General features: G+C 59.2%; 20 protein-coding genes and 1 tRNA gene. 10 read left to right on the top strand and 11 right to left on the bottom strand.

The window, feature by feature from the left end; translation table 11 throughout:
• Window positions 1-97: 97 nt before the first annotated feature.
• The 3 genes from AB4874_RS11070 to AB4874_RS11080 all read right to left on the bottom strand — a co-directional run bounded on the left by AB4874_RS11070 (window position 98) and on the right by AB4874_RS11080 (window position 1,473).
• Window positions 98-280 (bottom strand): hypothetical protein, encoded by a 183-nt coding sequence (locus AB4874_RS11070; protein ID WP_295533060.1) that lies wholly within the window; start codon window positions 278-280, stop codon window positions 98-100.
• Between the two features lie 195 nt (window positions 281-475).
• On the bottom strand, window positions 476-709 hold the full coding sequence (locus tag AB4874_RS11075; RefSeq protein WP_295533061.1) for a hypothetical protein: 234 nt from the start codon (window positions 707-709) through the stop codon (window positions 476-478).
• Between the two features lie 113 nt (window positions 710-822).
• Window positions 823-1,473: a pyrimidine 5'-nucleotidase gene (locus AB4874_RS11080; protein ID WP_368392029.1), complete on the bottom strand. Its 651-nt coding sequence runs from the start codon at window positions 1,471-1,473 to the stop codon at window positions 823-825.
• A gap of 95 nt (window positions 1,474-1,568) precedes the next feature.
• On the opposite strand from AB4874_RS11080, the gene AB4874_RS11085 reads away from it, so the two are divergent.
• Window positions 1,569-2,222, top strand: a complete 654-nt coding sequence (locus tag AB4874_RS11085) for a GntR family transcriptional regulator (RefSeq protein WP_295533063.1) — start codon at window positions 1,569-1,571, stop codon at window positions 2,220-2,222.
• A 7-nt stretch (window positions 2,223-2,229) separates the two neighbouring features.
• Here AB4874_RS11085 and AB4874_RS11090 read toward each other — a convergent pair whose 3' ends face one another.
• Together AB4874_RS11090 and carA are read right to left on the bottom strand one after the other, a co-directional pair.
• A complete protein-coding gene (locus tag AB4874_RS11090; protein ID WP_368392030.1) occupies window positions 2,230-4,311 on the bottom strand; it encodes a glycosyltransferase family 2 protein in 2,082 nt (693 codons plus the stop codon).
• Between the two features lie 117 nt (window positions 4,312-4,428).
• Window positions 4,429-5,595, bottom strand: a complete 1,167-nt coding sequence (gene carA / locus AB4874_RS11095; RefSeq protein WP_295537170.1) for a glutamine-hydrolyzing carbamoyl-phosphate synthase small subunit — start codon at window positions 5,593-5,595, stop codon at window positions 4,429-4,431.
• A 167-nt stretch (window positions 5,596-5,762) separates the two neighbouring features.
• Here carA and AB4874_RS11100 point away from each other — a divergent pair, with 167 nt between their 5' ends.
• Both AB4874_RS11100 and AB4874_RS11105 read left to right on the top strand, forming a co-directional pair.
• A complete protein-coding gene (locus tag AB4874_RS11100; RefSeq protein WP_295537168.1) occupies window positions 5,763-6,227 on the top strand; it encodes a GatB/YqeY domain-containing protein in 465 nt (154 codons plus the stop codon).
• A 252-nt stretch (window positions 6,228-6,479) separates the two neighbouring features.
• Complete coding sequence (locus AB4874_RS11105) at window positions 6,480-6,788, top strand: hypothetical protein (protein ID WP_368392031.1); 309 nt, start codon at window positions 6,480-6,482, stop codon at window positions 6,786-6,788.
• Window positions 6,789-6,791: 3 nt separating this feature from the next.
• On the opposite strand, the gene AB4874_RS11110 is transcribed toward AB4874_RS11105, so the two are convergent.
• The 4 genes from AB4874_RS11110 to lipB all read right to left on the bottom strand — a co-directional run bounded on the left by AB4874_RS11110 (window position 6,792) and on the right by lipB (window position 10,592).
• Window positions 6,792-7,316 (bottom strand): DUF2244 domain-containing protein, encoded by a 525-nt coding sequence (locus AB4874_RS11110; RefSeq protein WP_368392032.1) that lies wholly within the window; start codon window positions 7,314-7,316, stop codon window positions 6,792-6,794.
• A 139-nt stretch (window positions 7,317-7,455) separates the two neighbouring features.
• Window positions 7,456-9,129 carry a cytochrome c oxidase subunit I gene (ctaD, locus tag AB4874_RS11115; RefSeq protein ID WP_295537163.1) on the bottom strand — a complete coding sequence of 558 codons (1,674 nt, stop codon included), beginning with the start codon at window positions 9,127-9,129 and terminating at the stop codon, window positions 7,456-7,458.
• Between the two features lie 248 nt (window positions 9,130-9,377).
• A complete protein-coding gene (locus tag AB4874_RS11120; RefSeq protein ID WP_295537162.1) occupies window positions 9,378-9,806 on the bottom strand; it encodes a c-type cytochrome in 429 nt (142 codons plus the stop codon).
• Between the two features lie 117 nt (window positions 9,807-9,923).
• Window positions 9,924-10,592, bottom strand: coding sequence for a lipoyl(octanoyl) transferase LipB (gene lipB, locus AB4874_RS11125; protein WP_368392033.1), 669 nt, complete (start codon window positions 10,590-10,592; stop codon window positions 9,924-9,926).
• A 201-nt stretch (window positions 10,593-10,793) separates the two neighbouring features.
• On the opposite strand from lipB, the gene AB4874_RS11130 reads away from it, so the two are divergent.
• The 7 genes from AB4874_RS11130 (at window position 10,794) to AB4874_RS11160 (ending at window position 17,976) form a co-directional block, all read left to right on the top strand.
• Window positions 10,794-12,485: a peptidoglycan-binding domain-containing protein gene (locus tag AB4874_RS11130; RefSeq protein ID WP_368392034.1), complete on the top strand. Its 1,692-nt coding sequence runs from the start codon at window positions 10,794-10,796 to the stop codon at window positions 12,483-12,485.
• 151 nt (window positions 12,486-12,636) lie between these two features.
• Window positions 12,637-12,723 (top strand) — tRNA-Leu (locus AB4874_RS11135).
• A 125-nt stretch (window positions 12,724-12,848) separates the two neighbouring features.
• A complete protein-coding gene (locus tag AB4874_RS11140) occupies window positions 12,849-13,076 on the top strand; it encodes a Hint domain-containing protein (protein WP_368392035.1) in 228 nt (75 codons plus the stop codon).
• A gap of 317 nt (window positions 13,077-13,393) precedes the next feature.
• Window positions 13,394-14,497: an ABC transporter ATP-binding protein gene (locus AB4874_RS11145; RefSeq protein ID WP_295537154.1), complete on the top strand. Its 1,104-nt coding sequence runs from the start codon at window positions 13,394-13,396 to the stop codon at window positions 14,495-14,497.
• Between the two features lie 94 nt (window positions 14,498-14,591).
• A complete protein-coding gene (locus AB4874_RS11150) occupies window positions 14,592-15,668 on the top strand; it encodes an ABC transporter substrate-binding protein (protein ID WP_295537152.1) in 1,077 nt (358 codons plus the stop codon).
• A 133-nt stretch (window positions 15,669-15,801) separates the two neighbouring features.
• Window positions 15,802-17,052, top strand: coding sequence for an ABC transporter permease (locus tag AB4874_RS11155; RefSeq protein WP_295537150.1), 1,251 nt, complete (start codon window positions 15,802-15,804; stop codon window positions 17,050-17,052).
• Between the two features lie 12 nt (window positions 17,053-17,064).
• Complete coding sequence (locus AB4874_RS11160; protein WP_368392036.1) at window positions 17,065-17,976, top strand: ABC transporter permease; 912 nt, start codon at window positions 17,065-17,067, stop codon at window positions 17,974-17,976.
• On the opposite strand, the gene AB4874_RS11165 is transcribed toward AB4874_RS11160, so the two are convergent.
• Both AB4874_RS11165 and AB4874_RS11170 read right to left on the bottom strand, forming a co-directional pair.
• Complete coding sequence (locus AB4874_RS11165) at window positions 17,973-18,392, bottom strand: DUF1810 domain-containing protein (protein ID WP_368392037.1); 420 nt, start codon at window positions 18,390-18,392, stop codon at window positions 17,973-17,975. The genes AB4874_RS11160 and AB4874_RS11165 overlap by 4 nt on opposite strands.
• 313 nt (window positions 18,393-18,705) lie before the next feature.
• Window positions 18,706-19,281: a hypothetical protein gene (locus tag AB4874_RS11170; RefSeq protein WP_368392038.1), complete on the bottom strand. Its 576-nt coding sequence runs from the start codon at window positions 19,279-19,281 to the stop codon at window positions 18,706-18,708.
• Window positions 19,282-19,558: the final 277 nt, after the last annotated feature.

The raw sequence follows: 19,558 nt of genomic DNA on the forward strand, positions 1-19,558 counted from the left end.
TCGTCTGATGCGCACCCAATTTGCCCTGATTGGGCCGCGTTCGCAATCGCTGAAAGCCGCCCGCAGGCAGCCGTTTCTGCGACCTCGTGTGTTTGGTTTAGCTGAATGAGATTCCGACAAGCACGACGAAGACCACGAAGGTCATCGCGATCATCCAGACCGTTGTGCCCAAAAGACCAAACAGCAGCGTGCCGAAAACCAACCCGGCCACGATCAGGGCCGCGAGAAGATAAAGCGACAGCGCGCCTTTGTTTGACTGCGGGGTGATGGCTGCGTTCATGGGGGCCTCCGAGGGCTATGATACATCAAACATACGACTTGAATGTATATTATAGTACCACAATTACGCGCCCGTGACCATCACCCAGACTGTCGCAGGATCGGGTCATAACAAACACGGCCGCGAACGCTGGTTCGGGCCGTGCCTACAATAGGATAGGGACATTTCCGCCTAGGCAGTGCCCAAATGGGTTGGTCAGCCGCCAGCCGTCATCACGACGAGCAGTGCCAGCATGATCCAAGTGGCACCAACTGCCCAAAGGATCAGACCACCAAGGCCCATGGTCAGGGTCAAGCCCGCCGCCAAAGCAACCACCAGAAAGGCGATCAGATACATCGTGCGCGGCGCGATCTGCGTTTTGGGATCGGCATGGTCGTGGGTGTCGGCAACATAGGCCGTTGCGCCGGAATCGGCGGTCATCATGGTCATTGTCGAATCTCCCTTCGCTATCTCCCTGATAGCCCGTTCGGATTTAACGGGCGATGAACATTTTTTACAGGGCACAGCGCGTGCCATAATGTCGCAGTTTCAGACTGTCGCGGTCATTTCTGCGTTAGCCCTGCCAGAAAGACCGCCAAATCATCCGTGTGATGGTGGATATGATCGGCCGGTTCGGGCGCGGGCGCGACATGCACGGTGCGCATTCCCAGCGCATGGGGGTGGCGCAGATTGCGCGGATCATCTTCGAACATCGCGCCAGACGCAGGGCTGATTCCGGCCTTGGCAAACACCGTATCAAAGGCACGCGCCGAGGGTTTGGGATGAAATTCGGCATGTTCCACACCATAAATCCCGTCAAACAGCCCCGACAGCCCGCGCGCCGCCAGAACCCGGTTCGCATAAGGGGCCGAGCCATTGGTGAATACGATCCGACGACCGGGAAGTGCTGCAATACCCGCGCGCAACGCCGGGTCTGGCGTGAGATGATCCAGCGAAATCTCGTGTACCTCGGTCAGATAGGGCGCGGGATCGACGTCATGCTCATGCATCAGCCCGGCGAGCGTGGTGCCGTAAAGCTGCCAGTAATGGCCGCGCAGGTGATCGGCATGGGCGCGATCGACCCCCAATGCGCGCATCACGAAATCGGTCATCTTCACTTCGATCTGATCAAAGAGGCGCGCCGAGGGCGGATATAGCGTGTTGTCGAGGTCAAAGACCCAGTCGGTCACTTGGGAGAAATCATGTGTGCTCATGGCGCGCACGCTAGGCCGGGGCGCGCGCAGGTGCAATCTGCTTGTCATGCCCCCCCGCGCGTGCCTAATCTGACGCAAGATGCAAGGCAGGACAGATGCAAAAAGACGCCTACACGCTGATACTCGAAGCGATCGACGAGGGGATTTATCGGCCCGGCAACCGTTTGGTTGAGTCCGAATTGGCAGATCGATTCGGTGTCTCGCGTACGCCGGTGCGCGAAGCATTGCAGCGCCTTGAGACGCAGCAGATGTTGGCGCGCGATGGCCGCTCGCTGATCGTGGCATCGCTGGATCACAATCAACTCGCCGAGCTTTACGTTGTGCGCGCCGAGCTAGAGGCGCTGGCGGCACGACTGGCGGCCAAACACGCCGCCCCCGAAGAGGTGCGCGTGCTGCAAAACATGATTGATGAGGATCGCGGCCAGTTGAACAGCCCCGAGGCGCTGAGCCGGGCCAATCGGCGCTTTCATCACCAGATCCATCTGGCGTCGCATAACCGCTATCTCGTGCAGCAGCTTGATCTGGTGCATCGCTCGATGGCGCTTTTGGCGACCACCTCGCTGGCGGTGAAAGGGCGGGGCGCGGCGGCGCTTGATGAACATCAGGCGATCATTGATGCGATCCGCGAGGGCGACGAAGAGGCTGCGGCGGCAGCCCTGCGCGCCCATATCTCGCTTGCCTTTGAAACCCGTCTCAAGCTGGACGCGGCGGGACATGGCACGGCTGGCCATTGGGCCGAAGCACTGTAACCAAGCGTCAGTCGATCAAGGGCGCGCGCGGGGTGCGTGGGGCTGGCTGCGTCAGGATAGCGTTGGCCTTGGTGATGGCCGGGATCAGGCTTGTTGGGGTCGGGCCGCTGCGCTGTTCGCTTTGGATATGCGCGGTGTCAAAGATGCCGTGATGGGTCTTGTCCCAATAAAATGGCATCGTGATGACCTCATAGATCGCTTTCCAACCTGCCAGCGCGCCCAGTGGAAAATACAGATGCAGCGAGGGCACCCATTTGATGAGATGGCGATGATCTTCATGGCGCACGGACCACATTCCAGCCGCGATATTGAGCAGCTCCGAGAGCACGAACAGCGCCATCATCGGCCAGAACAAACTTGCCGGCATGTTCGAAGCGATCGGGTGCCATAGCCCGAACAACGTGATCCAGAAGCTCCACAGGACCGGGGCGAGTATGTATTGCGACAGCGAGCCGAGGATCAGGATTTGCACGCCGATGAACCGCTTGGTGCCAAGATCGCGCCAAAGCTGCAACGGATTGCGCATATGCACCGACCACGTCATCGCATAGCCCTTGAGCCAACGTGAACGTTGCTTGACCCACGGAATCGTGCGGCAATTGGCCTCTTCATAGGTGACGGCGGGGATCAATTCGGTGCGATAGCCATGGCGTGCCAAACGCACGCCCAGATCGGCGTCTTCGGTCACGTTATGGGCGTCCCAACCGCCAAGTTTCTCCAGTGCGTCGCGGCGGAAAAACAGCGTTGTCCCACCCAAAGGCACCACGAAGCCCAGCCGCGCCAGACCCGGCAGAAACATGCGAAACCAGGTCGCATATTCGATGGTGAAGCAGCGCGAGAGCCAGTTGGTGCGCGGGTTATAGTAATCGAGGACGCCTTGCAGGCAGGCCACCTCACGCGGGGCCTGCGCAAAATGGCGCGCCACGATATGGAGTTGATCGGGTTCGGGCGCATCCTCGGCATCCCAGACTCCGATCACCGAGCCGCGGCAAAAGCTCAACGCATAGTTCAGCGCGCGCGGCTTGGTCTTGATCGGGCCGTCGGGCACGGTCACGATCCGCATCCAGCGGGGCAATCGCGCATGCGCCAAAGCCTCGCGGGTGATGGCATCGCTTTGCTCGGCGACAAGGATCACATCCAGCAACTCGCGCGGATAGTTGAGCCGCCCCAACCGCTCCACCAGCCGTGGCGCAATGTCATTCTCGCGAAACAGCGGCACCATCATGGAAATGATCGGCAGGCGCGGAGGCGGGCCCGTGGTTGGACTATGTAGGGGCACGGGGTGGGCATCCACCTTGCGCCGCGCACGGAATTCGGCCGTGAACGCCAGCAATTTCAACCCCATCGAGGCGATCAAGGTCAGCATCACCCAGCCAAACAGAAGCCCAAAGATCGCTTGCGGTGCAAACCACAGCCCCAGCAACGTCAGAACCACAAAGCCCCCCGCGATCCGCGCCGCGCGGGCCTCATTATGGGTGCGGCAGCTTTCGGTGGGGTCGACCTTGACCTCGGCGCGCCGGATCAGGGCGGTTTGGCGACGCTGCAGCAGGCTGTCATGCACATCGCGTTCGGGGGCGAGCATCATGCGATAGGGCGCGAATTTCGCGGGCAGGGCGGATTTCAGCGCTGCGAAACTTTCGGGACGTGCGGTCGCGATCACGGTTTGCCCACCGATCTGGCGCCACGGCACCATGGCTTGCGCCAAGCACAGTTCAGCCCCCAGCGCATCAATCAGCCGGGGATCGGGATGTTCGCGCATCAGATCGACAACCGAGACCTGCCATTGCCGCGCGAGGGCGGCCATCAAGGCCGGTTCCTCGACCCAGCCATGGGTGAGCAGGATATCTCCAAGCCGCACATCTTCGCGCTGTCGCAGCGCCAGCGCCTTGAGCAGATTTCCTGGTTCCACCTCGCCCATTTCCAGCAAGATCTGGCCCAGCGGGGTGCGCGATGTGCGCTCGGTTGAGGATTTTGGGAATACCCGGCGCAGGCGCTGCGCGGGCGTCGCCGTTTGAAGCGCCGAGAGCGGCGGCGCTGCCTGCGCCAAGTCTGTCGGAAATTCCAGAATACTTGACTTGGCCCGCGCCATGAGTCGCCCCTAATCACTGTCCCGCTCACACCTTGCGCAGTGAGGGTTAACAGAGGATTAACAGATCAAGGGCATTGCGTGGCATTCACGCCCGGAGGGCGCAAAAATGCCACGATTTCAAGACGCTTTGCGCGCACGCATCGCATCGGCGAAGCGCTCGAACAGATAGTAGCTGTCCTGCGGGCCGGGGCTCGCTTCGGGGTGGTGCTGCACCGAGAAAACCGGGCGATCTTGCAGCGCGATACCGCAATTGGAGCCATCAAACAGCGAGATATGCGTTTCGCTCACGCCTGCCGGCAGCGTCTGGCTATCGACGGTAAAGCCATGGTTCATCGAAGTGATCTCAACCTTGCCTGTGGTCAGGTCTTTCACCGGATGGTTGGCGCCGTGATGGCCGTGATTCATCTTGATCGTCTTGGCCCCCAGCGCCAACGCCAGCATCTGGTGACCAAGGCAGATTCCAAAGACTGGCAATTGCGCGTCCAGCACCCCCTTGATCATGGGCACGGCATAGACGCCCGTCGCCGCCGGATCGCCGGGGCCATTGGATAGGAACACCCCATCGGGGTTGAGCGCGAGCACATCTTCGGCGGTCGCAGAGGCAGGCAGCACCGTCACATCGCAGCCCGCCGAAGCCAGACAGCGCAGAATGTTGCGTTTCGCACCGTAATCGATCGCGACAACTTTGAGATCGCAATCGGTCGCCGCGCTGTAGCCTTCGGGCCAAGCCCAGCGCATCTGATCCCAGTGATAGCTTTGCGCGCAGGTCACATCCTTGGCCAGATCAAGGCCGACAAGCCCGCTCCAGTCGCGCGCTTTTTTGACCAGCGCCTCGATGTCAAACACGCCATCGGGGTTGTAGGCCAGCGCCACATGCGGCGCGCCTTGCTGGCGGATCGCGCGGGTCAGGCGGCGGGTGTCAACGCCACCGACGCCGATGCGGCCGCGCTTTTCCAGCCACTCGACGAGGGTTTCGGTGGCGCGCCAATTGCTGGGGGCGGTCGGGTCCCATTTCACCACCATGCCCGCAGCAAAAGGTTCTGCGGTTTCATCGTCTTCCGGGGTGACGCCGGTATTGCCGATATGGGGGAAGGTGAAGGTCACGACCTGGCCCGCATAGGATGGGTCGGTCATGATTTCCTGATAGCCTGTCATCGCGGTGTTGAACACCAGTTCAGCGACTGTCTCTCCGGGGGCCCCAAATCCGTGGCCGTAGAAAAGCTGTCCATCTGCCAGAGCGATCAATGCAGTGGGCTTTTCCGTTGCGGTCTGACTTGCAGGCATGGCGCGACTCCCCGAGGCAAAATTCGACGGAACTTAGGCGCGCGATGCGCGCGGGTCAAGGGCCAGAAAGAGATTTGTATTATTCAATAAAATCAATAATTTGCATTGGTTGTGCGCATTTCGCAAAGCAGCTATTCTGACGTCTTGATACGTAGGGGACGCTGATCATGGAAATGCGAGAACGGATCGCAGCCGCACTAAAGACGGCAATGAAGGACAAGGATCGCGAGCGGCTTTCGACGCTGCGCCTGATCAATGCGGCCATCAAGGACCGTGAGATTGCGATGCGCTCGGAAGGCGAAGGTGAGGGCACCGTCGGTGATCCTGAAGTGCTTGCGATCATGGGGAAAATGGTCAAGCAGCGTCAGGAAAGCGCGCGCGCCTATGAAGAAGGCGGGCGGCTGGAACTGGCCGAAAAGGAGCTGTCCGAGGTCTCCGTGATCGAAGATTTCCTGCCCCGCCAACTGAGTGATGAAGAGGTCTCGGCGGCCATTGATGGCGCCATTGCCAAGCTCGGTGCAGATTCGATCCGCGATATGGGCCGCGTAATGGGCGAGTTGAAGGCGGAATACACTGGCCAGATGGATTTCTCCAAAGTCGGTCCGCAGGTCAAGGATCGCCTTACCGTCTAAGGGGCAGGGCCGCAGCGCCTCAGGCGCTCTTTGGCCCTGCTCTCATCCCTGATGATCGCGATCCGCCTGAGGGGCCTTTGCTGGCTCGGGGATGTTGGCACTAGAATGTGACTGTGTGAGTGAGTGGAGTGTGCCATGCCCAACCGTCTCAATCGACGTGTGCTTGGCGCGTTGGGGGTCGTTTCACTGCTTGGGGCCTGTGTGCCGTCAGCAGGCTTAGATGACCTCAAACGCAGTTATCCCGACAGACAGATGTTTCAGTTTCCCTCCCGCGTGGCTGGGGGGGAATTGGGATATCTTTGTGCGCCGAGCGTCACGCCGCGCGCCACCAAGACACGCGCTTTGCAGGCCCACACAGCTTATGAGGCCGAGATTCGGGCTTATGGCGATACGTTCGCAACGGCGTTGATCGGGGCGCTCACAGCGGGCGCGCCGCCCAAAACCGCGACTCGAAAGATCAATGGCCAAAGCGATGCGTGGGCACGTCAAGCCGCGCTCAAGATCGAGAAAACCTATCAATGTCTGCCAGTCTCGGGCCCGGGCGTGGGCGTGCAGAACTAGGCGCTAAAACTGGCCCGGAGCGCGAAGCTCGGCAAGCCGACGGGTCAGCTCGTTATGAAGGGTGCGCCGCTCTTCGGGTGTCAGGAAAGCACCGATCTCGACTTCGCGCGGACCGCCCAACAAGGTCAGATAATCGGGCACTGGCCCGCCCTTGGCGTGCATTTCGACACGTACCCAATGCGGGTTTGCCTCCCAATCGCGCGCTTTCGCACGACCGGGATCATGGCGCGTCAGATGCAGCTTTTGGGGGCTGAACGACAGAACCTCGCGCACCTCGCCGGTGCGATAGCTTGCCGAGATCGCCCACCAGACCCCTGCCACGGTTGCCATGATGAAGGGCAAAAGCCACCACAGCGCCACCCGCCCAAGCACCGCAAAGAGCGGCAGGCTGATCAGCGTTACGAAAATGACGATGAAGGTCACGAAGCCTTTGCGCGGCAAAGAGTGGTAGGGCCACAGGTGCAACTCGGTTGCGGTTTGGGCCGCAGTGGCCCCGGCGGCAGGGCTATGTGTCCAGCGATAGGGCATAAGGTCACTCGTTCACGCGCAGGCTCAAAGATAACGCGGATCGCCAACTCGGCAAAGCGTTCTGCGCGCGCTTCCTACAATAAAAAACGGCCCCGGATCACACCGGGGCCGTTTCTAGATCAGGAAGATGGGAGCGCCGCTAATGGGAATGGGCGTGGTCCCAGTCCTCGCGCTTGGGAAGCTGCTCGAACGTATGTTCGGGCGGCGGGCAGGGCAGGGTCCATTCCAGCGTGTCGGCATATTCGTTCCAGTAGTTGTTCTCGGTCACGCGCTTGCCGAAGAACAAGGTGTAGAACACGATGCCAATGAAGAAGATGAAGCTGGCAAACGAGATGAACGCCCCGATCGAGCTAACATAGTTCCAGGTGGCAAAGGCCTCTGGATAGTCGATGTAGCGGCGCGGCATACCCTGACGGCCCAGGAAGTGCTGCGGGAAGAAGATCAGGTTCGAGCCGATAAACATCGCCCAGAAATGCAGCTGGCCCGCCCATTCCGGGTACTGCCGCCCCGACATCTTGCCGATCCAGAAATAGATCCCGGCAAAGATCGCGAACACCGCGCCAAGCGACATCACATAGTGGAAGTGCGCCACGACGTAGTAGGTGTCGTGATAGACGCGATCCAGCGGAGCTTGGCTGAGAACCACACCGGTCACGCCGCCGATGGTGAACAGGAACAAGAAGCCAAGCGCCCAAAGCATCGGCGTCTTGAACTGGATCGAACCGCCCCACATCGTCGCGATCCAGCTGAACACTTTCACGCCCGTGGGCACCGCGATCACCATCGTCGCCACCATGAAGTAGCTTTGCTGCGTCAGTGATAGGCCCACCGTGTACATGTGGTGCGCCCAGACGACAAAGCCCAGCACCCCGATCGCGACCATCGCATAGACCATCGGCAGATAGCCAAAGACCGGCTTGCGCGAGAAGGTCGCGATGACGTGGCTGATGATGCCAAAGCCCGGCAGGATGATGATGTAGACCTCGGGGTGACCGAAGAACCACAGGATGTGCTGATAGAGGATCGGATCGCCACCGCCTGCAGGGTCAAAGAAGGTGGTGCCGAAATTGCGATCCATCAGCAGCATGGTGATCGCGCCCGCCAGAACCGGCAGAGACAGCAGGATCAGCCATGAGGTCACAAAGATCGACCAGGCAAACAGCGGCACTTTGTGCAGCGTCATGCCCGGTGTGCGCATATTCAGGAACGTGGTGATCATGTTGATCGCGCCAAGGATCGAGCTGGCGCCCGAAACGTGTACGGCAAAGATCGCCAGATCCATCGAATAGCCGGATTCATTGGTTGAAAGCGGCGGGTAGAGCACCCAGCCCACGCCCGAACCCATGCCACCACCGCCACCGGGTGCCAGCAGCGACGCGATCCCCAACGAGGTGCCTGCGACATACAGCCAGTAGCTGAGGTTGTTCATCCGCGGGAACGCCATATCCGGCGCACCGATCTGGAGCGGCATGAAGTAGTTGCCAAAGCCCCCGAACAGCGCCGGAATCACCACGAAGAACATCATCAGAACGCCGTGATAGGTGATCATCACGTTCCAAAGATGCCCGTCGGGGGTGCATTCCTCGGCCGCGTTGGCGATAAATCTTGCGCCCTCTTGGCACATGTATTGCACGCCGGGCTCCATCAGCTCGAGGCGCATATAAACTGTGAAAAGAACTGAAATCAGGCCAACAAACCCTGCGGTGAACAGGTAGAGGATCCCGATATCCTTGTGGTTGGTGGACATGAACCAACGGGTAAAGAACCCGCGGCTTCCATGTGCACCTTCGCCGTGGACGGCTGCGTCGGCCATAGTATACTCCCATATCTCCCTGCAGGCCGGGGTCTCCCTCCCATGGGCCTGATTAGGGTGACGTTATGGGGGTTTTGCGCCCGGAGCAAGATTTCAACACACGCAACCGTGAAAAATTGTCGCAGCTCCGTGAAGATTTTTGCAGAATCTTGAATATTTGCATGTCGCAGCGTCGATCACGGGGGCTACAACGAAAAAAGGCGGGTCCGCAGCCCCGCCTTTTCGTGTTCTGAGTGCGCAAGCGCTGCTTAGCTGGCGTTGCCCGGCGAAACCTCGGGGGAGGCAAGATAGGCGGCGATATCGGCCTGATCTTTCTTTTGCTTCCAGGTCATGCCCGATTTGGCTTTGGGATCGCCGGTTTTCTCTTCGAGATAGGTCGACGGATCGGTTATGTAGCTTGCGATGTCTTCGGCGGTCCAGACCGCGCCAGTCGCGCCCAGTTCCTTGATGCCGTCCTTGTATTTGAAGCCCTCGACGGATGCGACGGGGCGACCCACGACGTTATAAAGGTTCGGGCCGACCTTGCCGCCTTTGTAGATGGCGGTCCCATCAGGGGCGACGATCGAGTGGCAGGCTTTGCATTTCTTGAATTCTTTTTCGCCCTTGGCGGCGTCCTGCGCGAAAGCAGGGCCAGCCAAGGCGATGGCGGTGATCGAGGCAATCAAGCTAAGTTTCATCGCGTATTCCCTTGGTTTTGTGTAAGCAGTGCGGACCCTCCCGGTCCGGCCTTCACAGACAGTCACGCTGTCTTGAAGGCGGTCTTAACATGCAAAATATAGTCAATGTCAGTAACTTTATCGCGCGTGAGCGGGTTTCCCCGCGAAGGTGCGCGCGAATGTCGCAGCCAGCGCGACGTCAAGATCGGCCATCGTCGCGGGAATGCCCAAATCGACAAGACTGGTCACGCCATGGTCGCGAATCCCGCAGGGCACGATTCCCTCAAAATGGCTGAGATCGGGGTCAACATTGATCGAGATGCCGTGAAAGCTGACCCAGCGGCGCAGCTTGACGCCGATCGCGGCGATTTTGTCTTCGGCCAAGGTTCCATCGGCGCTTCGCGGCTTTTCGGGCCGGGTGACCCAGACGCCCACGCGCCCCTCACGGATCGCACCGGTGACGTTGAATTCAGCCAGCGCTGCGATCACCCATGTCTCGAGTTGATGCACGAATTGGCGTACATCGCGCCCACGTTTGTTGAGGTCCAGCATCACATAAGCGATGCGTTGACCGGGGCCGTGATAGGTATATTGCCCGCCCCGTCCCGCCTCATGGACGGGAAAGCGGTCGGGATCGACAAGATCGGCGGGTTTGGCCGACGTGCCCGCCGTGTAAAGCGGGGGGTGTTCAAGCAACCAGATCATCTCATCGGCGTCGCCGGCGGAAATTTGCGCCACGCGCGCCTCCATAAAGGCAAGCGCCTCTTGGTAAGGCACCAAGGTATCGCTGATGCGCCACTCGACCATGACATCTCCTTTTCCGGCGCTGGATTCCCTTACCCAACGTCAATTCTTCTTGCCATCCAAGCGATTCGCCCCGCAAACTATAACGGATTGGTGAGCGGTGCCGTGGAGTGCTTCACATCCAAGAGCCCCCCCTTGGCGCTGCAAAATGGCTTTTACGCTGCAAAAAGCAAAGCCGAAAGCATGGGACTGGAGGGTCTAAAGATGAAACACAAGGCTTGGATTACCGGCGCACTCGCGCTTGGCATCGCCTTTGGTCCGGTGGGACCAGTGGCGGCGGGGGGCTCTGACATTGTCGGCGGCGTGATCGGTGGCATCATCGGCGGCGCGATCGTGAATGAGGCGAATCGCAATCGCACCACCCGAACTCGCACGGTCACGAGAAACGTTTACAGGGCACCTTCGATGTCCTCAGCACAGCGCGAACAAAATCGCGAAGTGCAAGCTTCGCTCAATCATTTCGGCTGGAATGTGGGCCGGCCCGATGGTGTGCTTGGGCGCAATTCGCGCACGGGCATCTCGCAATATCAGGCGTTCATGGATTTCCCGATCACCGGCAATCTGAGCGAGCTTGAACGCACGATCCTGACCTCTGCGTATCAAAAGGCCAGACTGGGCGGCTCTGCCGTGGCGCAGACCATCTCGACGCATCCGCAGGGAATGCGCGGTCTTCTTGTTGAAACGCGCGAGCAGATGCTGGGCGGGGCGGGGTCGCCGAAATATGCGGGCGGCACGATTGGGGGGCTTCCACCCGAAGTGTCGGAGGCTGTGTTTGAAATCGCGCGCAACTCAAATGTGCAGCCACAGCAGCTCATCGCGCGCTCGGGCTTTGTGCAATTGGCCGACATGAACGCCGACGGGCGCACGGATTACCTGCTGGATACGTCGGTGCTGGGGCAGGGCTTCTGGTGCAATGGCGATAATTGCACCGTGCGGATCTTTGCCTCGACCCCACAAGGCTATGAACGCAATGACTTCCAGGCGGTGGGCGCAACGCCTGCCATGTTCACCTGTCGTCAGGCCACCTGCCAAAAGCTCGATCAGACAGCGCCAGTGATGGCGGGCGCGCCCGGATCAAACCTGAGCACGCAGTCGCAGGGCTTGCCCGATACCGTGATGGCCTCGGGTGGGCCAGCTTTCGCGGCACAGTTGAGTGAGGCGAACACACCCACGATGCCCTCTTTTGCGGCGGCCGTACCGACAGTGTCGCTGGCCTCTTACTGCGCCAAGGTCGGGCTTGTGACCTCGTCCAATGGCGGGTTCATGACCGAAGCGGCAATGAGCGATGCCGATCAGGCGCTTGGGGAGCAGTTCTGCCTCGCACGCGGCTACGCGATTGACAGTGGTGAGGCGATGGCGGCCAAAATCTCGGGCTTCACGCCCGATCAGGTTACGGCGCAGTGCCGTGATTTTGGCGCGCTGCTGAAATCCGAGGTTGCCTCGGCCGGGATCAGCCCGCGTGACGTGGTGATTGATCAGGTCAAAGCCTTTGTTGCGGGTTCAGGTATGAGCCCCGCGCAATTGACGGGCACCGCCAAGATCTGCCTGTCGGTTGGCTATCGCACCGATGATATGGGCGTGGCGATTGGCTCGGCGCTGGTGCTGAGCGCGCTGGGTCAAGACGGCTATGGGGAGCTGATCGGCCACCATTTGGTGCGCGGTATCGGCACGCAGGAGCGCCGCGATCTGGCGCTGGGCTGGTATGAGAAAAGTGTGACCGCCACGCCGGTCTTTGCCCCCGGCCAACCCGAGCGCAATGCCCTTATCCGCAAGGCAGCACTGGTGATCAACGGTCACTCGATGACCGAGCCGGTCCCGACAGCGACCAAAGGGGCAGGGCTTCCCGGTTTTGCCAATATGGCTGCTGATCTGGTCACAACGGGCGCTGCGCAATAGGCGTGTAATCTTGGGCGCGGGCCGGGCAAGACGCCCCGGCCCGCAGCCCTCAACGGGTCCAGCGTTGAAAAAAACTGTGGCCTAAGCCGAAATACCCCCTTTCCATCGCGCGAGGCTTTGGCTAAGACGCGCCTCACCAAGCCTAGACTGTGCGGTCGTGGCGGAATTGGTAGACGCGCAGCGTTGAGGTCGCTGTGGGGTAACTCCCGTGGAAGTTCGAGTCTTCTCGACCGCACCAGATTTGCCGAAAGGCCCGGACGCATCCCGTCCGGGCCTTCGTCATTTGGTCCGCCGTTTTGGCGAAATTGGCTCAAATTTCATCCAGTGTTTTGTGCTATTAACCGGGTTTTCGGAGTGTTTTTGATGCTGTCTTTGGGGGGCTCTTGTCATGGCGGCAAGGGCGCATTGGGGCTGCCGGACGGGGAGGCGGGGGCGCTGGGCCGGGCTAAGCTTCTGGCGGCGTCTGGCTGGGGCGGCGTGCGCGTGGTCCAATACCACCACATCTTGTTGCCCCGCCACGCGTTTGTGCAAGCGCAGGGGGCATGGGTCGAAAGCTATTGGCCGGGGGCCGTTTTGCATTGGGCGCTTTAGAGGCGGGCGCGCTGGTTATTGCTGCGCGCGATGCCGAAATTGGCAGGCGTCCTTTTTGCCGAAACGACGCGCCAGCGCCGACTATGGGTCGCGCGTGCGCGGCATGTTACCCTGGGTCAACATTGACAGGCAGGCATGCAGGCTTTGGTCAAGGCTTGCGCGAGATGGGGCGCAAATAGATGATTTTTCAGGCAATTCTTGCGCGTGGCCCGGTTCATTTGCAGCAATCAGAAAAACAAGTTGAATTCTGCAAGTGCCCTTGGTTTAGTCATATGCACGGGAAATGACCAAATATAAGAACCAATGGGGAGCCCGCTTTGACCAACGCTGATAACGACGAAGGCTTCGTCGTCTTCGACCGTGTGCAGAAGAGCTATGACGGCGAAACGCTCGTCGTAAAGGATCTCAATCTATCGATCGGCAAGGGCGAATTTGTGACGATGCTGGGGCCGTCGGGCTCGGGCAAAACCACGTGTTTGATGATGCTTGCGGGCTTTGAGATGGCGACGCATGGCGAAATCCGGCTCGATGGCGAAAATATCAACCATGTGCCGCCGCATAAACGCGGTATCGGCATGGTGTTTCAGAATTACGCCCTATTCCCGCATATGACGGTCGGTGAGAACCTTGCGTTCCCGCTGAACGTGCGGGGCATGGGCAAGGACGAGCGTGAGACCAAGGTCAAACGCGCGCTGGATATGGTGCAGATGGGCGCTTTCATCAACCGCCGTCCGGCCCAGCTTTCGGGCGGTCAGCAGCAGCGGATCGCCTTGGCGCGCGCACTGGTGTTTGACCCCAAACTGGTTTTGATGGACGAACCGCTGGGGGCGCTCGATAAGCAGTTGCGCGAGCATATGCAGTTCGAAATCAAGCATTTGCACGACTCGCTTGGGATTACGGTGGTCTATGTGACCCACGATCAGGGCGAGGCACTGACCATGTCGGACCGCGTCGCGGTGTTTGACGACGGTCGCATCCAACAACTTGCGCCTCCAGATGAGCTCTATGAGCGCCCGCAAAACAGCTTTGTTGCGCAGTTCATCGGTGAGAATAACAAGCTGCTGGGAATCGTTGAAAGCCTGAATGGCGATACTTGCACCGTTCGACTTGAAACCGGTGAGATCATCGACGCGACGGCGGTGAATATCCGTGAGGCAGGGCAGAAAACCCTTGTCTCGATCCGCCCGGAACGCGTGGAATTCAAACCGGATATGATGCCCGAAGGCTCGCACACGATCAGCGCCGAGGTGCTTGAAGTGATCTATATGGGTGACATTTTCCGCACCCGGATGCGCGTTGCAGGCTCTGAAGAGTTCGTGATGAAATCGCGCAACACGCTGGATCAGGTGCGCCTGAAACCGGGTGAGACGCTTAAAATCGGTTGGCATCCGCAAGACGCGCGCGCGCTTGAACCGATGTAACAGACATCGCAGCGGCACCCGCTGCTGCGACCTGCCGCAATTCAGCGGCCAAACGACAAAAAGTCGTAAAAAATCAACCAACTGGGAGTTACACATGAAGAAGATCTTGATTTTGAGTACAGCAATGTTCGGCCTTGCCAGCGTTGCGGCTCAAGCTGAATCGGTCACCGTCCTGTCTTGGGGCGGCGCTTATGAGAAAAGCCAGGTCGAAGCCTATAACAAGCCCTTCACTGCAGCGACCGGCATTGATGTGAATATGGAAGCCGCCGACAACCCCGGCACCCCGATCAAAGCACAGGTTGAGGCCAATAACGTCTCGATCGACGTGGCCGATGTCGAGAAATCCGACGCGGTGCGCCTGTGCGACGAAGGTTTGCTAGAGCCGATCGACCCCGATACCGATCTGGCCGCTGCGCCTGATGGAACCCCTGCTTCGAAGGATTTCATTGACGGCGCGCTCACGGATTGCGCCGTTGCAAATATCGTCTGGTCGACGGTCATGGCCTATAACACCGACAAGGTCAAAGGCACCCCGACCACGATCGCCGATTTCTTCGACACCAAGAAGTTCCCCGGCAAGCGCGGTCTGCGCAAATCCGCCAAAGCGACGATGGAAATGGCGCTGATGGCTGACGGCGTGCCCGCAGCGGACGTCTACAAAGTGCTCTCCACTCCCGAAGGTGTGGATCGCGCGTTCAAAAAGCTCGACACGATCAAGAACGATATCGTCTGGTGGGATGCTGGCGCGCAACCGCCGCAGCTTCTGGCGGATGGCGAAGTGGTCATGACCACTGCGTATAACGGTCGGATTTTCAACGCCCAAGTGGCCGAGAACCAGCCCTTCAAGATCGTCTGGGACGGTCAGGTTCTTGATTTCGATCTCTTCGTGATCCCCAAGGGCGCGCCGCATATGAAAGAGGCCAAGGAATATCTGAAATTCGCGACTAGCACGCAGCAGCTCGCGGATCAGGCGAAATGGATCTCCTACGGTCCGGCGCGTAAATCCTCGGCACCGTTGGTTGGGCTGTATCAGGACGGCAAGACCGAAATGGGCCCCGAAATGCCCACCGCCGAAGCCAACATGAAGAACGCTCTGGTCAATGACTTTGAGTTCTGGGCCGATCATGACACCGAGCTGAGCGAGCGTTTCAACGCTTGGCTTGCTGGTTAATCTGACACCGGGCCGCGCGAGGTAACTTGCGCGGCCCGATCTGTTTTCCAAGGGCCGACGCCGTATTGCGCGCCCTTCCTAATATCGAATTTCGTCGCCTGCCACGCGCAGACCTGCTTCCCGAGGAGAGATGATGACAGATGTCACGACCGAATTGAGAACCGCAGACGGCAAGTCGCTGAAGGCGGCGTTGGCGGCAAGTCAGGTGCGTGCGAAACGGCGGGCGTTTTTCCTCGTTGCGCCGCTCTTGTTGTTTGTTCTCGTGACCTTTGTCGTGCCGATCGGGCAGATGCTCAAGCAATCGATCTATAATGACGGGTTTTCCTCGACCGCGCCCGCGCTGGACAAATGGTTCAAGGCCCATCCGCTGGGCTCACCTATTGACGAAAGCGCCTATGCCGCGCTGGCCAGCGATCTCAAGCTGATGAAGGCAGATCGCACGCAGGGGCAGGCGGGCACGCGGATTAACTATGATGTGGCGGGCACGCGCTCGCTGTTCACTTCGACCGCGCGCAAGATCGACAAGCTTGAGCCGCCGTGGAAAGAGGCGATCTTGGGGGCCGACGCAGGCTGGAGCGATGCCAACCTGTGGCGCGCGATGCGCTCGGCCAGCTCGCCCTATACGATTGATTTCTACCTCGCCGCGATGGATCATACCCGCGACAAGGACAACAATATCGTTCCCGTTAATCCCAACCGCGCGATTTATGGCAAGCTGTTTGGCCGCACTGCGATGCTGTCGATCATCATCACCGTGCTGTGCATGATCCTCGCCTTTCCGATTGCGCATCTGCTCGCCACCTTGCCGCTTGCGAAATCGAACCTCTTGATGATCTTCGTGCTGCTGCCCTTCTGGACCTCGCTTCTGGTGCGCACGACCTCGTGGATGGTGCTGCTGCAACAACAGGGCGTGCTGAACGATGTCCTCGTCTGGCTTGGCATCATCAATAACGATGGGCGCCTTGAGATGATGTATAACAAGACTGGCACGATCATCGCGATGACCCATATCCTGCTGCCCTTCATGGTGCTGCCGCTCTATTCGGTGATGCGCACGATCCCGCCAAGCTATGTGCGCGCCGCGCGCAGCCTTGGCGCTACCAGCTGGACGGCGTTTCGCAAAATCTACCTGCCGCAAACCCTGCCGGGGATCGGGGCTGGTTCGCTGTTGGTCTTCATCCTCTCGGTCGGTTATTACATCACGCCCGCCTTGGTTGGTGGCGCCGATGGTCAGCTGATCTCGAACATGATCGCCTTCCACATGCAGAAATCGCTCAACTGGTCGCTGGCGGCCGCGCTTGCCTCGCTGCTGCTGGGCGGAGTCGTGATCTTGTATTGGCTCTATGACCGGCTCGTGGGCATCGACAACATGAAACTGGGCTGAGGAGACACCGATATGGCACTTCCCGCTTATGCAAGCCCGCTCGAACGCGCATGGCACTACACCTATCTGGTGTTGTGCGGGCTGATCTTTTTCTTCCTGATCGCGCCGATCGTGGTGATCATCCCGCTGTCATTCAATGCGCAGCCCTATTTCACCTTCACCAAGGAAATGCTCAACTTCAATCCGGCGGGCTATTCGTCGCGCTGGTATGACTTGCTGCTAACCTTTGGCATGCAGGAACCGCAGCTAGAGCGCGGCTGGTCATGGTGGATGGATGCCTGGCAGCATTCGACCTGGATCGGGGTGGCGAAAAACTCGCTCATCATCGGGTTCTTCGCAACGATCTTGGCCACGTCGCTGGGCACCTTGGCCGCGCTTGGTCTGTCGCGCCCGGAAATGCCCTATCGCCGCGCGATTATGGCCGTGCTGATTTCGCCGATGATCGTGCCGATCATTATCACCGCGACGGGGCTGTTCTTTTTCTACTCCAAGGTCGGGCTGGCCCATACCTATCCCGGCATCATCATGGCGCATGCGACGCTGGGCATTCCCTTTGTCATCATCACCGTGACGGCAACGCTGGTGGGGTTCGACAATTCTCTCAGTCGAGCGGCGGCGAATATGGGGGCCAATCCGCGCACGACGTTTTTCAAGATCATCATGCCGCTGATCCTGCCCGGCGTGGTGTCGGGCGCGCTGTTTGCCTTTGTGTCCTCGTTCGATGAGGTCGTGGTGGTGCTGTTCGTGGGCGGCTACGAGCAACAGACCATCCCGCGTCAAATGTGGAACGGCATCCGCGAGCAGATCAGCCCGGCGATCCTCGCCGTGGCGACGATCCTCGTGTTCTTCTCCATTGCGCTGCTGACCACGGTCGAGCTGCTGCGCCGCCGGTCTGAACGGCTGCGGGGGATGTCACCGGGCTAATCTTGAAGGCCGATCTCGGCCAATGTCAGAGGGCAGCGTTGCCCGCCATAGAATGTCTCAAGGAGCCGGGGAAACACCGGCTCCTTTCCATTTGAGGCAGCCTCGAACAGCGTCGCACAAGAGCGCAGTTTGAGCGCATCGACCGGCCCCATGATGTCCTCGATATCGGTATCGGCATGGGCAAGCACCGCCTCGGAGGCCTCTACCAGCCGCGCGCGCAAGACTGGATCGGCGAGATAGTCCCGCGCCTCGGCCAGATCCGCGATTCCATACTCGCGCGCCCGCTGACTGCGCCCGAGCGCGGCGAGTTGCGGGAAAATCCACCAGATCCAATGCGAGGTTTTGCAGCCTTGGCGAAGTTCGCGCAGGGCGGTGGGATAGTCGCGCAATTGTGGGGCGTGGAAGCGTTGGGTCATGGGAGGGAGTGTAGCACGGTTGGTATCAGGCGAGGAGGGCCGCGACCGACCCGAGGGGTGAGCCGCGATCAGAAACGCTCCAGTGGAGCGGTTCGGCGGCGAACGCCCGAAGCGCAAGCGAAGGGCAGGGGGCACTCGTGTTGAGCGCTTAGGGCCGCGACCGACCCGAGGGTGGGCGCGTGCAACATCTGTTCTCGGCGCAGGTGGAGAGGCAAGCGCAGAGGCGCGTCATTCACGAGACAGTACAGATGCGCCCGCCTTGGGGGGCGGGTCGGGCGCGGCCCGGCGTTGCCGCCGGGCGGGAAGATGATACTTAAGGAATCTCTTGCCTGTGAGTGTTTTCGCTGGCAGGCATTTCATTCGTCAAGTCGTATCGGATTTGCTTCTGCGACACTTGGTTGTTAAGTTCGACAATCTTCTCCGTGAACACTTGCATCGATGAAGATGCTCTGACCAAAAACGAGTGAAAGTGCCCCTCAATGTCCATCATTTTCATAAGCTCGATGCTGTTTGCATCAATGCTTCCGGTCAACTTGTATCCATTTCTTTCATCTATTCCTTTTGAGTATACTAAAAACAATTCGTAGAATGCTTCTTTGTGCTTTTCGTGAAGAAAGGAAAACGACTCGGAGATGCCTTTTGCATCCGACGCTAGATTGAGAAGTTCCGCGCCTCCCGCTTTCAAGAGAAAAGCCCTTTCATCGACTGCGAACTCGATGTGAGGAAATAATCCTTCTAGTGGCTTGGTAAAGTTTGCACGCCCTTCCTTTCGAGAGAAAAATATTTTTGTTGTTTCGTCGTAAGTTAGGAAGTGCCTGTAATTCTTCTGAATGTAATCGTTCAAGTCGATTGCCTTAATTGCAATCGATCTGACTTGAGCGGCATCCAAGTTTTTTTCTCGATGTTTGTTCTCGAACTTCAAAGAAGAAATCGAGAATAGGGTCGCCCCTAACCCAAGAAAACCTGCGATGAAGCCCCCAGCGATTGCTCCTCTCGTTGAGCTGTCGAGAATGACGGTGTTCGTTGTGAAGTCACGGAAAAGAAAGGGAGTGTCATGAACTCTGTGTATCTGGTTCGGCCCATGCGGGTTTCAGATACGGTTAAGCATTGAAGCGCTCGTCGAACATGATAGCGAATTGATTGCGGGCGGCAAACCACTCTCTAAC

The sequence above is a fragment of the Thioclava arctica genome (assembly GCF_040892615.1).
Classification (GTDB): Bacteria; Pseudomonadota; Alphaproteobacteria; order Rhodobacterales; family Rhodobacteraceae; genus Thioclava; species Thioclava arctica.

Coding starts and splice junctions, on each gene's coding strand:
- AB4874_RS11070 (WP_295533060.1), bottom strand. CDS start 280: ATGAACGCAGCCATCACCCCGCAGTCAAACAAAGGCGCGCTGTCGCTT.
- AB4874_RS11075 (WP_295533061.1), bottom strand. CDS start 709: ATGACCATGATGACCGCCGATTCCGGCGCAACGGCCTATGTTGCCGAC.
- AB4874_RS11080 (WP_368392029.1), bottom strand. CDS start 1,473: ATGAGCACACATGATTTCTCCCAAGTGACCGACTGGGTCTTTGACCTC.
- AB4874_RS11085 (WP_295533063.1), top strand. CDS start 1,569: ATGCAAAAAGACGCCTACACGCTGATACTCGAAGCGATCGACGAGGGG.
- AB4874_RS11090 (WP_368392030.1), bottom strand. CDS start 4,311: ATGGCGCGGGCCAAGTCAAGTATTCTGGAATTTCCGACAGACTTGGCG.
- carA (WP_295537170.1), bottom strand. CDS start 5,595: ATGCCTGCAAGTCAGACCGCAACGGAAAAGCCCACTGCATTGATCGCT.
- AB4874_RS11100 (WP_295537168.1), top strand. CDS start 5,763: ATGGAAATGCGAGAACGGATCGCAGCCGCACTAAAGACGGCAATGAAG.
- AB4874_RS11105 (WP_368392031.1), top strand. CDS start 6,480: ATGTTTCAGTTTCCCTCCCGCGTGGCTGGGGGGGAATTGGGATATCTT.
- AB4874_RS11110 (WP_368392032.1), bottom strand. CDS start 7,316: ATGCCCTATCGCTGGACACATAGCCCTGCCGCCGGGGCCACTGCGGCC.
- ctaD (WP_295537163.1), bottom strand. CDS start 9,129: ATGGCCGACGCAGCCGTCCACGGCGAAGGTGCACATGGAAGCCGCGGG.
- AB4874_RS11120 (WP_295537162.1), bottom strand. CDS start 9,806: ATGAAACTTAGCTTGATTGCCTCGATCACCGCCATCGCCTTGGCTGGC.
- lipB (WP_368392033.1), bottom strand. CDS start 10,592: ATGGTCGAGTGGCGCATCAGCGATACCTTGGTGCCTTACCAAGAGGCG.
- AB4874_RS11130 (WP_368392034.1), top strand. CDS start 10,794: ATGAAACACAAGGCTTGGATTACCGGCGCACTCGCGCTTGGCATCGCC.
- AB4874_RS11140 (WP_368392035.1), top strand. CDS start 12,849: ATGCTGTCTTTGGGGGGCTCTTGTCATGGCGGCAAGGGCGCATTGGGG.
- AB4874_RS11150 (WP_295537152.1), top strand. CDS start 14,592: ATGAAGAAGATCTTGATTTTGAGTACAGCAATGTTCGGCCTTGCCAGC.
- AB4874_RS11155 (WP_295537150.1), top strand. CDS start 15,802: ATGACAGATGTCACGACCGAATTGAGAACCGCAGACGGCAAGTCGCTG.
- AB4874_RS11160 (WP_368392036.1), top strand. CDS start 17,065: ATGGCACTTCCCGCTTATGCAAGCCCGCTCGAACGCGCATGGCACTAC.
- AB4874_RS11165 (WP_368392037.1), bottom strand. CDS start 18,392: ATGACCCAACGCTTCCACGCCCCACAATTGCGCGACTATCCCACCGCC.